Genomic DNA, 13,814 nt, shown 5'->3' with positions numbered 1-13,814 from the left:
CCCGGGGGATTGGCATGAACCTTAAATCGAGGCTCCGCATCGCCTTTGCCAGCATTTTTGTCGGGGTCCTCGTTCTGGGGCTCAAGGTCGGCGCTTATCTTCTGACCGGCTCTGTTGCGCTTTATTCCGACGCTCTTGAGACCACGGTCAATATTGCTTCGTCAGTCGCGGCTTTAGCGGCTGTCTGGTTCGCGTCCAAGCCCGCCGACAGCAATCACCCTTACGGCCACGACAAGGCGGAGTATTTTGCCGCCGTTCTGGTCGGGGTCATGATTGTTCTGGCGGCAATCTCCATTTTCCACGCAGCCTGGATCGGCTTCATCCAGGGCGACAGCCCCGAGTATTCCCTCGAAGGGATCGCAATGAACCTGGCCGCAGCGTTCATCAACGGTGCCTGGGCACGGTACCTGATGGCATATGGCCGGAAGGAGCGGTCACCTGCGCTGATGGCTGACGGCAAGCACCTCATGACCGACGTCTTCAGTTCTCTCGGCGTTCTTGCCGGAGTGATCCTGGTGCTGGTTACGGGATGGAAGATCCTGGATCCCGTCCTCGCTGTCATAGTCGGCCTTCTCGTCCTGTGGTCGGGCTGGGAGCTGGTCAAGGAATCCGTCGGGGGATTGATGGACGAGGCCGCCTCCGCCGATGTTCTTGCCAAGATCCGGTTGTTGATATCCGAACACGGTGAAGGTGCGCTGGAGGCCCATGACCTCAGAACACGGATCGCCGGCAAGTCTACCTTCGTTGATTTTCATCTTGTGGTTCCCGGAACAATGCCGGTCGAGACGGCGCATGACATCTGCGACCGGATTGAAGAGGCGATCTCAGAAGACGTGCCGGGTGCCCACATCACCATTCATGTCGAACCGGAGCACAAGGCCAAGCATTCCGGGATCGTCGTGCTTTGACCCGCCTCCGCCGCCAGGAACAACGAGCTGAAAATCGCGTCCCTCGCGAAAACAGGAAAATCAGGAATTACAACGATTGCGAGAAATGCTCTAAGTGGTAACCCATCGGCTTGAGTCCAGGAATTTCTGATTATGCTTTCATGGCGGCGCTGGCACGCGCAACTGATTGACCACGTTATTTTGATGACCGGCGCGCTCTTCATGACACTACCGGTCTATTCTCTTTTTGCGGCAACAACTCATGGGCCGGGCAGCCCGATGAAGCCGCGCCTGGACCTCGGCAACAGCACGCTGGAAAACTATGGCACGTTTTTGACTTCCAGTTCCGGTTTTTCCGGTGACATTACGGCACTCGCCATGGTGTGGAACTCCTTTGTTCTGGGAGCCGGTTTTGCCGGCCTGAAGGTTCTGCTGTCCCTTCTTGCTGCCTATGCCCTGATTTACTTTCGCGTGAAGTTTGCCTCGGCCATCTTTGCGATTCTGCTGCTCACATTGATGCTGCCGCTGGAATCCCGGTTCCTGCCAACATTCGATGTCGTGGCAGGGCTTGGACTGGTCAACACGCGCGCCGGTCTTATTTTACCTCTTGTGGCCTCCGGGCTCGGCACGCTTTTTTTCCGCCAGTTCCTGCTGACCGTCCCCGATACGCTTCTGGAATCCAGCCGCCTGGACGGTGCGGGACCGTGGAAATTCTTCAAGGACATACTCCTGCCCTTGTCGCTGCCGACCGCAGGCGCGCTTTTCCTGGTGTCCTTCGTCACCGGCTGGAACCAGTATCTCTGGCCGGTCATCGTGACATCGGAAGAAAGCACCTACACGGTGGTTCGGGGAATGCAGTTTTTCGGACGCGCAAGCCTACCCGGTTTGATGCTTGCGTCCCTGGCAATTCTTCCTCCGGCATTGCTTGTCATACTGTTTCAAAGACAAGTGATTAAGGGACTGTTTGACGGCTCACACTGAAAGGCAAACTGCATATGACATTTCAAGCGATCCTGTTCGATTGCGACGGCGTATTGGTCGATTCGGAAAAGATCTATGTCGACGTGGAACGCGAGCATCTGGCACGGATCGGGCTGCACTACGGTCTTGACGAATACATGGACCGGTTCCAGGGCCTGAGTGGCGTCGACTTCTGGGCTGAACTGGACCGGGATCATCGTGCACTTGGCAAGGGCCCGCTGCCGGAATCCTTCGGCCCTGATCTCGATCAGGCTACGATGGAACGTATCGACAGGGAACTGTCGGAGATATCCGGCATCAAGAAACTTCTGGATGCCCACAAGGGCCCGCGTGCAGTTGCCTCTTCATCGCGCCTTCACCGGCTGGTCCACAAGCTGAAGCACACTGGCCTCTTCGACTATTTCGAACCGCATATTTATTCCGGTGAGCAGGTGGAAAATGGCAAACCCGCACCGGACCTTTTCCTGTTTGCAGCCGAAAAGCTGGGAGTAGAGCCGGCAAACGCGCTGGTGATCGAAGACAGCTCCAACGGTGTCAAAGCCGGGCTTGCAGCAGGCATGACCGTCTGGGGCTTTGTCGGTGGTGGCCACAGTCACGATGGACATACAGAGCAGCTGATGGCTGCGGGAGCGCACAAGGTAGTCGACAGCCACGACAATCTGGCGGACCTGTTGATGGCCGACAAAACCCCCGCCTGACCATTCAGGAAAAAAGGCGCTTCTCTTGGAAGCGCCTTTGAGAGTTGCCACAAATTGCCAACCTTACCGGCCGAGGTCGTGTTCCGGGCTGGAACTGATTTTGTGGATAGAGAGATCAGCGCCCATATGCTCTTCTTCTTGAGACAGGCGCAGCCCCATGGCCGATTTCAAAATGCCGTAGACGACGAAACCTGCTGCTGTGGCATAGGCTGCTCCGGCCACGGTGCCGATGATCTGGCTCATCAGAGCGACGCCGCCAAGTCCGCCGAGAGCTTCCAGGCCAAAAATACCTGCGGCGATGCCCCCCCACGCACCGCAAATCCCGTGCAACGGCCAGACGCCGAGCACGTCATCGATCTTGAGTTTGTTCTGGCAGAACTCAAATCCGGTCACGAAGATTGCGCCGGCCACGCCACCGACGATCAGACTGCCGACCGGATGCATGACATCGGACCCGGCACACACCGCCACCAGTCCGGCAAGTGCACCGTTGTGAACGAAGCCCGGATCGTTTTTGCCGACAACAAGCGCCACCAGAATGCCGCCAACCATCGCCATCAATGAGTTGATTGCAACGAGACCGGACACGCCTTCCAGTGAGCCTGCTGTCATCACGTTGAACCCGAACCAGCCGACGCAAAGCATCCACGACCCCATTGCCAGCCAAGGCAGAGAGGACGGCGGGATACCGATCGGACGGCCATTGCGATCAAAGCGCCCCATGCGGGCACCAAGCAGAAGCACGGCTGAAAGCGCAATCCAGCCACCGACAGCATGCACCACGACCGACCCCGCAAAATCGTGAAAGCCCGCGCCGAACTGCGTTTCAAGCCAGGCCTGGAAACCGAAATTGCCATTCCAGACGATGCCTTCAAACAACGGATAGACAATGCCGACGAGCGCTACCGTTGCCAGGCATTGAGGCCAGAATTTCATCCGCTCGGCGATACCGCCTGAAATGATGGCGGGAATGGCTGCGGCGAATGTGGTCAGAAAGAAAAACTTGACCAGTGTCAGCCCCTGCAGCTCGAACCCTTCTCCGCCACCGGAGAGTGTTGCGGCGCTCACAAAAAAGGTGGTGCCATAGGCGAAAGCATATCCGACAAAGAAATAGGCGACCGTGGAGAGCGCGAAATCCACCAGGATCTTGACCAGCGCGTTGACCTGGTTCTTGTGGCGGACCGTACCGACTTCGAGAAAGGCAAATCCACCATGCATGGCGAACACGAGAATGGCCCCGACCAGGACAAAAAAGACGTCTCCGCCGACTGCAGATGAATTCATGATTGACCCCCAATTAGGCAGATTGCCTCTTGATTTTGCTCATTGGGGATCGAGCACTACAAAATGCATGCCAAACAGGCAAAAGATTTGAAAAAAGGCAGAAACCAGCCAAAAAAATTATCAAGCTCAACAATCGAATCGGCGTTTGACACCAATCACTCGCCTAGATTTTCATCATATGTCCACTTTTTATGCGAGGAGGAAAGCCCGCTACTTCACCAACCTCAACAACACGTGAAACGCTGCCTCAGGTTTTCACGGTATTAACCATGATCTCCGATGCTAAGGACGCGCAAAGAGGCAAGGTTCGCCACACATGATCAAACGGGCATTCATCACGGCAATCGTTGTCGGAACAATTCTGACAATCATCAATCAGGTCGACGCCTTGTTGGGAGAGGCTGAGCTTGTCATCTGGCAGGCACTTCTTTCAACCGTGGTGCCTTTTGTCGTTTCCCTGGTGAGCGCTTCACTAACGTTGCGCCAAGCCAAACGGTTGGAAACAACCCCGTCCGGCGCGTTAGCTGGAGAAGCTGGTCCATCCTCCGGCTCGTCTGTCGCGCCCCTCCCCTCCCGATCAGCGGAACCAGCATCAGGCAGACGGATTGATCAGCTGCAGGAAGCATTCTCCGTCGTTTCCCAAATCGGGCAAAATGCAAAGGCGGTCAACGCTGCCAGCAAGGAGCGCGCCGAATTCCTGGCCGATCTGATTTCAACGGCAGATCAGATTCAAACCGACCTGCAGTCAGTCAGTCGCCAGGCGCTCAGCTGCACCGAAGACCTTGCCAGAGCAGGTGGCAAGATCACGGATGCGCGAACTGGCATTCAATCGATCGCGCAAACGTGTCTCGGCGCCGCAGATCTGATCGCGCAATTGAACTCAGCCACAGCGGACCTTTCCAGGAAATTCGAGGACATTGAACATCTCGCGCAAGAGATATCTTCGATATCGTCCCAGACCAATCTTCTGGCCTTGAACGCAACGATCGAAGCGGCGCGCGCCGGAGATGCGGGAAAGGGTTTTGCCGTGGTTGCCGGTGAGGTCAAATCATTGGCGGGATCGACCGAAAATGCGGTGGTTTCCATTTCCAACATTCTCTCCGAGATGACCGGGTCACTTGCGGAGACACGCCAACTGGTCGGCAATGCGACCGAGAAGCTGCAATTGTCCGATAGCCAGAGCAGCAGCAGCCTGGAGCAGATTTCCTCCGTCGAGCAATATCTGAACGAACTGACAGAGCGCAACGAAACGACTTCCCATCAAATGACCGAACGCACGACTGCCCTCGAGGAAGTCTCCGCCAATTTGCAGAAAATCCGCCTCGACACGGAAAATGCAATCAAGGGATCAGCCAGGAACATCGAGCTGGCTAAGATGGCATCGGATACGGTCACCAGTGTCGCCAATTCCCTGAAGCAGGCGAACTGAGTTCTTAGTCCTTTGAAAGCTCTGCTTCATAGAAAAAGGGCCCGGGTAATCCCGGGCCTTCCAAGTTTGCGGTCTGAGCCAATAGACCGCCAGGGAGATTTTTGAGGTCAGCGCCTTGAACTTAGAGGCGCTGAGAACCTGTGCCAAATTCCGGATAGGCTTCGACACCGATTTCGACCTTGTCGAGACCAAGTGCTTCTTCCTCATCGGAGACCCGTATGCCGATGGTGAGCTTCAAGACGTACCAGACAACACCGCTGGCAACGAAGGTGAAGACGCCATATGCCGCGATACCGACGATCTGGGTGCCGTAGGAAGCGGCATCGTTGGAAAGTGGAACAATCAGCGTGCCCCAGATACCGGCAATCAGGTGAACCGGGATCGCTCCGACAACATCATCGATCTTCAGTTTGTCGAGCATCGGAACCGCGAAGACCACGATGGCACCGCCAACACCGCCGATGAAGACTGCCTGCCAAACGCTCGGAGCAAGGGGTTCTGCGGTGATGGAAACCAGTCCGGCAAGCGCGCCGTTCAGGGCCATGGTCACATCGACCTTCTTGTAGAGCGCCTGAGTGAGACCGACAGCAACCACAACACCGGCTGCAGCAGCCATGTTGGTGTTGGCAAAGATGCGCGAAACATCTGTCACGTCACTGATGGAACCCATGGCAAGCTGAGACGCACCGTTGAAGCCAAACCAACCGAGCCACAGGATGAATGTGCCGAGGGTCGCAAGCGGCATGGAAGAACCAGGGAACGGGTGAACGCTGCCGTCCGGGCCGTATTTGCCTTTACGCGCGCCCAGGATGATGGCACCGGCAAGGGCCGCCCAGCCACCGACGGAGTGAACGATGGTGGATCCTGCAAAATCGGAGAAACCCATTTCAGAGAGCCAGCCGGCGCCCCACTGCCAGGAACCCGAGATCGGATAGAGAACACCGGTCAGAACCGCCGAGAAAATCAGGAACGGCCACAGCTTGATACGCTCGGCAACGGTACCTGACACGATCGAAGCGGTTGCCGCGACAAACACCATCTGGAAGAACCAGTCGGAGGCGGTCGAGTAACCGGTATCCAGCGCATCTCCGCCAACCGGATCGAAGGCATATGGGCCGAAGGAACCGATGAAACCACCGTCAACGCCGGTGTACATGAGGTTGTAACCGGTGATCCAGAACATCAAGCCGGCAACAGAATAGAGGGCGATATTTTTCAGGCACTGCATGGATACGTTCTTGGAACGCACCAGGCCGGCCTCGAGCATGGCAAAACCAGCGGCCATGAACATGACCAGAAAGCCACCGATCAGAAACAGCAGCGTGTTGAAGATGTAGGCGACTTCCGGTGACACCGCCGGCACCTCGGGTGCGGCTGCGGTATCCTGAGCAACAACCGGCAGCACCGAGAGGCTCAGCATGGCCAGTGTCGTCGCGCCCTTAGCGACAAGATTTTTCATGATACGTTTCCTTACCTAAATCACAGAGCTTCGGCGTCGGTTTCGCCGGTTCGAATGCGAACCACCTGATCGATCGAGTGAACGAAGATCTTTCCGTCGCCGATCTGACCGGTTTTGGCCGCACCAGTGATCACTTCGACCACCTTGTCGACGGCACTTGCGTCGACTGCGACTTCGATTTTCAGTTTCGGGAGAAAGCTGACCGCGTATTCCGTGCCGCGGTAAATTTCGGTGTGCCCCTTCTGGCGGCCATAGCCTTTGACTTCGGTCACCGTGAGCCCCTGGATGCCGATGCTGGTCAGGGCATCACGCACTTCGTCGAGCTTGAACGGCTTGATGATGGCCATCACTATTTTCATTGCTCGTTCCATTCCCCTCGTTAGCGCCTCTTCCCTTTGAAGAAGCTCGGCCGGCCGCCCCGGAAACGCGCCTGTTTGGTGTCCCTCTGGAAGGTTCTGTTCAGGTCTTTGGCGTCCCCATGGTCGGGGATCCGGGCCGGCGTCGGCACTTACTAATCAAAGACCGTGCCAGTTTTGGATTTCTGGAGAAAAAACCGCAGAACTCTGCGAAACCAGAGGCTAGAAACCCTGTTTCAACGCCGGAAGCGCTGCTGCTCCTCACGGATGTGCAGGCATAAAAAATGCCCAACTTTTAACCACGCAAAATGAGCATGATCAAAAATTAGGCATCACTGAAGAAAGCTAAGAATACGCTCAAAAAAGCATCACCAGCCACTTCACCCATGTGCGACAGGCAGCTGGAAACGTGGAACGAACCGACAGAATTACGCCGAGAATCCACTTGCTTTCATGTAGGCAATCTCTTCTGGCGTGGAGTCACGTCCAAGTATCTTGTTTCGATGCGGAAAGCGGCCGAACCGGCGGATCACGTCCATGTGGATGAGCGCATAGTGATACAGCTCCTTGTCCCCAAGAACCCGGCACAGATCGACGGCCTTTTCCTGATGCTCGATGTTTTCCGAATGCTCGAACGGCAGAAAGAAGAACCCCCGGACATCCTTCGGGAAAGCCCTGTCATACCCTTTTTCCAAAGCCATCTCGGCAACGGCAACTGCTTTCTCGTCAGCAGAAAACGCTTCCGGCGTTCCCCGGTAGACATTTCTCGTCATCTGGTCGAGCAGCAGCAAAAGCGCCAGGGCACCGTCCGCCGTGTCCATCCAGGAATCGAGATCCCCTGCCTTGGCCGCTTGAATGGCTGCCAGAAATCTGTCCCTGCAACGGCCATCGAACTTGTCGTCATTGGCGAACCACTTGGATGGACCCGCCTGCCACCAGAAATCCAGAATATCCAGCGAAGTAGGAAGTTGATCAGTCATATCTTTTTACCGTTATTGCGAACTGAGGGAGAACGTCTGCATTCCGCTCGTGGAATTCAAGCCCGGACCACTCCGGGAACAAGGACCGCGTACGAGCCCTCGGGACACAGCGGTTCAGCCGCCGCATGCACGCTTTTGCCAACTTGCCGTGTGCAATCGTGTCCGCTGCTCGAGAAACCCTTCTTCCTTGAGCTGCGCCATTTCCGTCTTGAAGGCATCGACAAGATCAGGGTCGGTACCCTTGCTGAACACCGCCCAAAGAGGCTTCGCCAGGTCTTCAACGAAAACCACAGGCTCAAGCTGTGAGCCGTCGTAGCCTTGCATGCAGGCGGAAGCCTCCGCGAGAAACCCCGTGAGCGGAAGAAGATCAATGCGACCAAGATAGAGCATTTCGATACCCTGTCTGTAGTCGGTGAGCGGCATCAGATGCCGGGTGTCATCGAATTGAAGCTGTTGCAGATAAGTATGCAGATTTCCGCCATCCTGCACACCGATCTTCAGGTTCAGATCCAACAGGTCTTCCAGTCGCTCGACCGAGATGTCCGGGCTGGACTTGAGCCGGTAAAGATACTGTCCGTAGGGTGAAACTTCGCCGAGCCAGTGAAACTTTTCCTCCCGGGCTTCGGTCCGAGAAAGCGAGAAAAACAAGACATCGGGCTTCGATTCAGCCAGAAGTATCGCGCGTTTCCAGGGCAGGAACTCAAATGAACCGACGGAAACGGGCATCTGTTTGTTCACCCGATCAACCACCTCAAGAATGTACTCCGCAACATACCCGTCGGGCTTGCCGGCATTATCCCATTGAAGCGGGGCAAATCCCTGGGTGACGATCCGAACATTCCTGGGTTCGGCTTGAGCATGCAAGGCAAAGGACACCGAGACCAAAACCACGGCGACTGCTGCAGTCCACTTCCGAAGGTTCATTAGCTCACCTGTTCTTGCCCTTCCGGCTCTAGGTTCCAGCGGCTCTGGATTGCCCCATCTGAGAAGCCAGCCGCTTTAGCGCAGGTCGCCCAAGATCAGGGATCAATTATCCTGCACTGATCTCCGAATTTTTCGTATTCTCTGGAGGTCAGGCAAAATCAGTTTGCATCCTGCATATTTATGAACTGCTAAACCCATGTGAACATCTGTCATCTGCATTTGTTTTTTATTATGTTGGCAGCTGATTTTCGCCATTGCGCTTAGGAAAGTCTTCTGTGACCGACACAACTCTTGATCTGAAGGGCTTGAAATGCCCTCTGCCGGTGCTCAAAACCCGGAAGGCCATGACCCGACTGTCAGATGGCGACCAATTGACCGTGCTGACGACGGACCCGATGGCGGAAATTGATATTCCCCATTTCTGCCAGGAAAACGGCCATAAGCTGATTGCCAGCGAACGCACCGACACCGGTCACAGGTTTCGGCTTTCCAAGGGCAGCTGAAAAAAGCTGCTGACCGGTTGCTGATGCCTGGAAACCTGCTCAGGCTTTACCCGCGAGCCGGTCGATTTCCGCCGCAAGCTTCAGATCCAATGGGCTCAGCCCCCCGACATCATGGGTCGACAGGGTAATATCCACACTCCGATACACGTTCGACCACTCCGGATGATGGTTCATTTGCTCCGCAGCCAGTGCAACCCGGGTCATGAACCCGAAGGCTTCCTTGAAATCTCTGAACTTGAATGACTTGGAGATAGCCTCGCGGCCTTCGCAAAGATGCCAGTCGGGCAGCGTTGTCAGGCCGGCCGCCCTGTCTTCCGGTTTCAAGCGCTCAACCATCTGCTCCTCCTGAGGTCCGACAATTTCTGTTCGCTGGTCCAATAGTGTATCCGGTTGGCATGTCGATGGCGAACACACGGTTTCCGTTTGACCGAAGCACATCACAAGGCGAAAACAGGTTCGCCTCTTTAAAACCACCTTCAGGATTGCTTCAGGAGCACCCCATTGTCCCACGCCGTCTTGTTCGTCTGTCTTGGCAACATCTGCCGCTCACCTCTCGCCGAAGGCGTTTTCCGGGCGATTGTCGATGAAGCGGGCCTCGCCGACAGGTTTGCAATCGATTCAGCAGGCACCGGAGCCTGGCACGTGGGAAATCCACCCGATCCCCGGTCCATAGAAATCGCAGCCAAACACGGTATCGATATTTCAGGTCAACGCGCACGCCAGGTCGAGGCGCGCGACTTCGAGCGTTTCGACACCATACTGGCGATGGATCACAACAACCTCTCTTCGATGAAGCCGATGGCCAGGCATGGCACCGCAACAGTCAGACTGTTCCTGAATGCCCCTGCACAAGACGTCCCGGACCCCTATTACGGCGGTCCGGACGGGTTTGAAGATGTCTATCAGCTGGTTCGGGCCGGAGGACAGAAATTGCTGGACGATCTCACCTGAGACCGGCGAAGCGTTTTGACTGCGCACACACGTTCATAAATCCGTCTTACAGCTTGCGGTATGGGTGACTGTCCCGCTTCACTGTAACTCGGCAACGGCATGAAACTTCTGTGGTGGTCCCTGGCTGCGGTTCTGATATTGCTCGGATTGGCAACTGTGTGGCTGCCGATTCCGACCGGTGTCCCGCTTCTCGCTCTGGGATTGATCGTCATTGTCGGCACCAGTCGCAGCGCCGCTCGCATGCTGCGCAACCGGCGACGCAACACACCGCAATTGAACGAGGCGATCACCTGGGTGGAAGACAGGTCGCCATTGCGTTTTGCGCGGATCCTGAAGAGAACCCGCCCTCGCAGGAAATAGGCTGAAAGTGAACGTCTGCTATCAGCTGTCGGAGAACTTGCCGACAGCTGTTCTGAAGGACCTGCGGGCTCTGATGAATAAACGCCGGCCAGCGCGCTGCAATTTCCGTCCCTTGACCGTAAACCATTCATCCAGCTTCCGGTCGGTCACGAGAGGCGGATTGTTCTGGTAGAGCAGCCGATAGATGCCCAGGATAAGCAGGAATGTCAGCCCCCAGGAAATCAGCGTGTCGGAGAAAAAGTGTCCGCCGAAGGCCACGCGGTTCGCCGACAGGATTAGACAAAGCGGCAGAACAAAACCCAGAGTAGCCTTGCGCCATGTTGCCGGGACAATGAACGCCAAAGACACCAGCCAGATGCTCGCTGACGCTTCTCCGGAAACAAAGGAGCAGTTGCTCTGGCAATAGTCGGTGATTTTCCAGACCGGCTGAAATGGCAGATCGCCACCGAATTCTTCAACAGATCGCGGCCTCGGGCGTCCCCAGTTGTTCTTCAGGATCAGATTGACCAGAACCCCAGGCCCGAGGATCAACGTGCTGAGCAGGAAAACCGGCTGACGCAGTGGCAGGATGGGAGGCCGGCTGGGTACAAGCAGCTTGAGCAGAAGAACTGCAACACAGACAACCGCGATCACACGAACAAGAAACGGCCCCAGGTGTCTGACCTTGCGCAAAAACGGCTCATGCTGCGCCCAGAACCCGTCGGTCTGCGAAAAGAAAAGTCCACTCGCCCAAAAGTCAACTTTGGGAAAAATCAGAAAAAACGCGGAAACGGCAATGACATACAGGCTGACGGCCGTCATCGGATGCGCAACACACCAATGTCCTGCCTTGCGAAGACCGGACTTCGGATTATTCTCATTGGACTTGGCTTGGTTCATGGCAGCTCTTTAGCGCATCCGGAATTTCTATCCAATCCCCTCTTGTTGTCCCATTCGTTCGACCAAACCGGGGCAGGAAGTCAATCGGGGAAATGTCAGTGGAGTTTAAATCGTGCCGGAAAATCACTCTCACACCGGTGCTGAAATCATTCCCTTGCGGGGAAGCGATCAACCGATTGTTGAATTCTGGTTCGAATTTGCTTCCACCTACAGCTATCTGTCTGCAATGCGAATAGAGACCCGGGCCCGGGAGGCCGGGGTCACAATCGCCTGGCGGCCATTTCTGCTCGGCCCCATCTTCAAGAAGCAGGGGTGGGACACATCTCCGTTCAACCTGCATCCGGCCAAGGGCCGCTACATGTGGCGCGATGTTGCGCGCCAATGCGAACGCTACGGCCTGCCATTGTCCATTCCCAATCCGTTTCCGCAACACAGTCTTCTTGCAACACGCATCGCCTTTTGCGGTCAGGAACAGTCCTGGATCGGAGAGTTCACCCGATCGGTTTATAGCGCCGAATTCGGTCAGGGCCTGGACATTTCCGACGAAGGGCTTTTGGCAAATATGCTCCTCGACGCAGGGGCACCGGCAAAGCGGATTATTGAAGACGCGCGGACGGCGGAAACAAAATCGAACTTGCGGGACACGGTGGAGGAAGCTGAAAAGCACGGTATTTTCGGAGCGCCAAGTTTCATTCTGCCAAATGGAGAACTGTTCTGGGGCGATGACAGGCTCGATCAGGCACTGGAATCCGCAAAGCGGCTTACGGTGAGCTGAAGGACAGGAAACCTCCGGTCGCCTATTCCTTCGCAGGCCCCTTTCCGGACCGGGCCCGTTCCATCGCTTCATAGAGTGTTCTTGGCGCTAGCGGCTTCGCCAGAACGTCCTGAAACCCTGCATCGCGCAGCCTGGTCTCACCGACCGTGTCGGAGGCAGCGGAAACGGCAATGAGCGGCAGCTCCGCCGGAGAACGGACCTTTCTGAGTGCAATGGCGGTATCGACACCACTCATTCCCGGCATGTTCAGATCAAGAAGCACGGCCTCAAAGGCGTTCTCCTCAACAAGAGCAAGCGCCTCTTCTCCGGATTTGGCGATTTCAGCCGTGATACCGAAAGATTCCAGCAATGCGGCAAGCAGCCGGCAATTCGTATCGTTGTCATCAACGATCAGCACGTGTACCGGCAGCTGGCAGGCAGTGAAACCTGTTTCCTGTTCCGCTCGGGCGGAACTGATCGGAAGACCGCCCTCTCCCATTGTTACCGGTATCTGAATCTCAAACCGCGTCCCGCCGAGGTCAGACGGCGTGAGAAGCAACCGCCCGCTCATTTCTTCAACCAGCTGCGCGGTTCCCCAAAGACCGAGGCCGGAGCCCTGCCCGGTTTCCCGCCCTCTTCGGCCACGGACAAACGGCCGGAACAAACGGGCTCGTTCTTCCGCATCAATCCCGGGTCCGCTATCTGAAATCGATAGACTTATCCATTCCGAGGCCCGCTCAGCCGAGACTTGCCCGCCTTCCGCGGTGAGAACCTGCAAGCTCAACTCGACACGTCCGCGCTCCGTGTACTTTATCGCATTGTCCAGAAGCGCCGCGACGACGCGGCGAACGGTACTGCCATGCGGCGTCATGCAAGCGCGCGCTGTGTCTTCAATGCCGACATCAAATGCAAGGGACTTCGCGTCAGCGGCAGCACGAAACAAATCTGCACTCTCGGCGACGATTTCGCTGACCCGGTTCAGTACCTCTCCCGCATCCTTGCCCGGCTCGGCCTTCTGGATCAGCGCAGCGGTCATATCGGTCAACACGTCGATGGATCTGATCAGGGTCGATAGATGTTCTGCCTGGGAAACATCCAGCGGCCCGTTGCCGATGAGTTCGGCGGTCAAACGCATTGCCGACAGCGGGGTTCTGAGGTCATGGGCCAGAAGCGCCAGTTTCACGCCATCGTCGTCATGATCTGCCATGCAGCCCGGTTCCTTCCTCCGGAATGTGTGTCAATGGGGCTTGCCAGACGACCGGCAAAAAGCCACTTTGACCTGTACCGTGCTTACCCCGATGGCAATCGACTGTCCATCTGCCCCACCTCAAGTTGCTTCAACCAACCTTAACCCGTCACTAACAAATCG

Annotated in this window: 16 protein-coding genes; 8 read left to right on the top strand and 8 right to left on the bottom strand. The window is 56.2% G+C overall.

Annotated features, from left to right (window positions below; all coding sequences use genetic code 11):
- The first annotated feature begins 14 nt into the window (after positions 1-14).
- The 3 genes from ABLO27_RS24960 (at position 15) to ABLO27_RS24950 (ending at position 2,566) form a co-directional block, all read left to right on the top strand.
- Positions 15-908, top strand: coding sequence for a cation diffusion facilitator family transporter (locus ABLO27_RS24960; protein ID WP_353036802.1), 894 nt, complete (start codon positions 15-17; stop codon positions 906-908).
- 132 nt (positions 909-1,040) lie between these two features.
- On the top strand, positions 1,041-1,868 hold the full coding sequence (locus ABLO27_RS24955) for an ABC transporter permease subunit (protein WP_353036800.1): 828 nt from the start codon (positions 1,041-1,043) through the stop codon (positions 1,866-1,868).
- A gap of 14 nt (positions 1,869-1,882) precedes the next feature.
- Positions 1,883-2,566 (top strand): HAD family hydrolase, encoded by a 684-nt coding sequence (locus tag ABLO27_RS24950; protein ID WP_353036798.1) that lies wholly within the window; start codon positions 1,883-1,885, stop codon positions 2,564-2,566.
- 63 nt (positions 2,567-2,629) lie between these two features.
- On the opposite strand, the gene ABLO27_RS24945 is transcribed toward ABLO27_RS24950, so the two are convergent.
- Positions 2,630-3,850 (bottom strand): ammonium transporter, encoded by a 1,221-nt coding sequence (locus ABLO27_RS24945; RefSeq protein WP_353036796.1) that lies wholly within the window; start codon positions 3,848-3,850, stop codon positions 2,630-2,632.
- 316 nt (positions 3,851-4,166) lie between these two features.
- Between ABLO27_RS24945 and ABLO27_RS24940 the strand changes: the two genes are divergently transcribed.
- Positions 4,167-5,279: a methyl-accepting chemotaxis protein gene (locus tag ABLO27_RS24940; protein ID WP_353036794.1), complete on the top strand. Its 1,113-nt coding sequence runs from the start codon at positions 4,167-4,169 to the stop codon at positions 5,277-5,279.
- 121 nt (positions 5,280-5,400) lie between these two features.
- Here the strand turns inward: ABLO27_RS24940 and ABLO27_RS24935 are convergent, their stop codons facing one another.
- From ABLO27_RS24935 to ABLO27_RS24920, 4 genes are all read right to left on the bottom strand, one after another.
- The gene (locus ABLO27_RS24935; RefSeq protein WP_353036792.1) at positions 5,401-6,738 is read right to left on the bottom strand and encodes an ammonium transporter; all 1,338 of its coding nucleotides are present in this window, start codon (positions 6,736-6,738) and stop codon (positions 5,401-5,403) included.
- Positions 6,739-6,758: 20 nt separating this feature from the next.
- Complete coding sequence (locus ABLO27_RS24930) at positions 6,759-7,097, bottom strand: P-II family nitrogen regulator (protein WP_353036790.1); 339 nt, start codon at positions 7,095-7,097, stop codon at positions 6,759-6,761.
- Positions 7,098-7,522: 425 nt separating this feature from the next.
- The gene (locus ABLO27_RS24925) at positions 7,523-8,074 is read right to left on the bottom strand and encodes a DUF924 family protein (protein ID WP_353036788.1); all 552 of its coding nucleotides are present in this window, start codon (positions 8,072-8,074) and stop codon (positions 7,523-7,525) included.
- Positions 8,075-8,188: 114 nt separating this feature from the next.
- A complete protein-coding gene (locus ABLO27_RS24920) occupies positions 8,189-8,998 on the bottom strand; it encodes a substrate-binding periplasmic protein (protein WP_353036786.1) in 810 nt (269 codons plus the stop codon).
- Between the two features lie 275 nt (positions 8,999-9,273).
- On the opposite strand from ABLO27_RS24920, the gene ABLO27_RS24915 reads away from it, so the two are divergent.
- Complete coding sequence (locus ABLO27_RS24915; protein ID WP_353036784.1) at positions 9,274-9,501, top strand: sulfurtransferase TusA family protein; 228 nt, start codon at positions 9,274-9,276, stop codon at positions 9,499-9,501.
- Between the two features lie 39 nt (positions 9,502-9,540).
- Here ABLO27_RS24915 and ABLO27_RS24910 read toward each other — a convergent pair whose 3' ends face one another.
- Positions 9,541-9,837 carry a 4a-hydroxytetrahydrobiopterin dehydratase gene (locus tag ABLO27_RS24910; protein ID WP_353036782.1) on the bottom strand — a complete coding sequence of 99 codons (297 nt, stop codon included), beginning with the start codon at positions 9,835-9,837 and terminating at the stop codon, positions 9,541-9,543.
- Between the two features lie 165 nt (positions 9,838-10,002).
- On the opposite strand from ABLO27_RS24910, the gene ABLO27_RS24905 reads away from it, so the two are divergent.
- Both ABLO27_RS24905 and ABLO27_RS24900 read left to right on the top strand, forming a co-directional pair.
- On the top strand, positions 10,003-10,452 hold the full coding sequence (locus ABLO27_RS24905) for a low molecular weight protein-tyrosine-phosphatase (RefSeq protein WP_353036780.1): 450 nt from the start codon (positions 10,003-10,005) through the stop codon (positions 10,450-10,452).
- Between the two features lie 99 nt (positions 10,453-10,551).
- Complete coding sequence (locus ABLO27_RS24900) at positions 10,552-10,812, top strand: hypothetical protein (protein WP_353036778.1); 261 nt, start codon at positions 10,552-10,554, stop codon at positions 10,810-10,812.
- 21 nt (positions 10,813-10,833) lie between these two features.
- On the opposite strand, the gene ABLO27_RS24895 is transcribed toward ABLO27_RS24900, so the two are convergent.
- Positions 10,834-11,691 carry a phosphatase PAP2 family protein gene (locus tag ABLO27_RS24895; RefSeq protein ID WP_353036776.1) on the bottom strand — a complete coding sequence of 286 codons (858 nt, stop codon included), beginning with the start codon at positions 11,689-11,691 and terminating at the stop codon, positions 10,834-10,836.
- A 226-nt stretch (positions 11,692-11,917) separates the two neighbouring features.
- Between ABLO27_RS24895 and ABLO27_RS24890 the strand changes: the two genes are divergently transcribed.
- Positions 11,918-12,466, top strand: coding sequence for a 2-hydroxychromene-2-carboxylate isomerase (locus ABLO27_RS24890; protein ID WP_417714853.1), 549 nt, complete (start codon positions 11,918-11,920; stop codon positions 12,464-12,466).
- Positions 12,467-12,488: 22 nt separating this feature from the next.
- Here the strand turns inward: ABLO27_RS24890 and ABLO27_RS24885 are convergent, their stop codons facing one another.
- Positions 12,489-13,652: an ATP-binding response regulator gene (locus ABLO27_RS24885; protein ID WP_353036772.1), complete on the bottom strand. Its 1,164-nt coding sequence runs from the start codon at positions 13,650-13,652 to the stop codon at positions 12,489-12,491.
- Positions 13,653-13,814: the final 162 nt, after the last annotated feature.

The sequence above is a fragment of the Roseibium sp. SCP15 genome (assembly GCF_040329435.1).
Classification (GTDB): Bacteria; Pseudomonadota; Alphaproteobacteria; order Rhizobiales; family Stappiaceae; genus Roseibium.
The sequence above is the reverse complement of the archived record's forward strand: the minus strand, read 5'-3'. Positions and strand labels throughout refer to the sequence as shown.

Coding starts and splice junctions, on each gene's coding strand:
- ABLO27_RS24960 (WP_353036802.1), top strand. CDS start 15: ATGAACCTTAAATCGAGGCTCCGCATCGCCTTTGCCAGCATTTTTGTC.
- ABLO27_RS24955 (WP_353036800.1), top strand. CDS start 1,041: ATGCTTTCATGGCGGCGCTGGCACGCGCAACTGATTGACCACGTTATT.
- ABLO27_RS24950 (WP_353036798.1), top strand. CDS start 1,883: ATGACATTTCAAGCGATCCTGTTCGATTGCGACGGCGTATTGGTCGAT.
- ABLO27_RS24945 (WP_353036796.1), bottom strand. CDS start 3,850: ATGAATTCATCTGCAGTCGGCGGAGACGTCTTTTTTGTCCTGGTCGGG.
- ABLO27_RS24940 (WP_353036794.1), top strand. CDS start 4,167: ATGATCAAACGGGCATTCATCACGGCAATCGTTGTCGGAACAATTCTG.
- ABLO27_RS24935 (WP_353036792.1), bottom strand. CDS start 6,738: ATGAAAAATCTTGTCGCTAAGGGCGCGACGACACTGGCCATGCTGAGC.
- ABLO27_RS24930 (WP_353036790.1), bottom strand. CDS start 7,097: ATGAAAATAGTGATGGCCATCATCAAGCCGTTCAAGCTCGACGAAGTG.
- ABLO27_RS24925 (WP_353036788.1), bottom strand. CDS start 8,074: ATGACTGATCAACTTCCTACTTCGCTGGATATTCTGGATTTCTGGTGG.
- ABLO27_RS24920 (WP_353036786.1), bottom strand. CDS start 8,998: ATGAACCTTCGGAAGTGGACTGCAGCAGTCGCCGTGGTTTTGGTCTCG.
- ABLO27_RS24910 (WP_353036782.1), bottom strand. CDS start 9,837: ATGGTTGAGCGCTTGAAACCGGAAGACAGGGCGGCCGGCCTGACAACG.
- ABLO27_RS24900 (WP_353036778.1), top strand. CDS start 10,552: ATGAAACTTCTGTGGTGGTCCCTGGCTGCGGTTCTGATATTGCTCGGA.
- ABLO27_RS24895 (WP_353036776.1), bottom strand. CDS start 11,691: ATGAACCAAGCCAAGTCCAATGAGAATAATCCGAAGTCCGGTCTTCGC.
- ABLO27_RS24890 (WP_417714853.1), top strand. CDS start 11,918: ATGCGAATAGAGACCCGGGCCCGGGAGGCCGGGGTCACAATCGCCTGG.
- ABLO27_RS24885 (WP_353036772.1), bottom strand. CDS start 13,652: ATGGCAGATCATGACGACGATGGCGTGAAACTGGCGCTTCTGGCCCAT.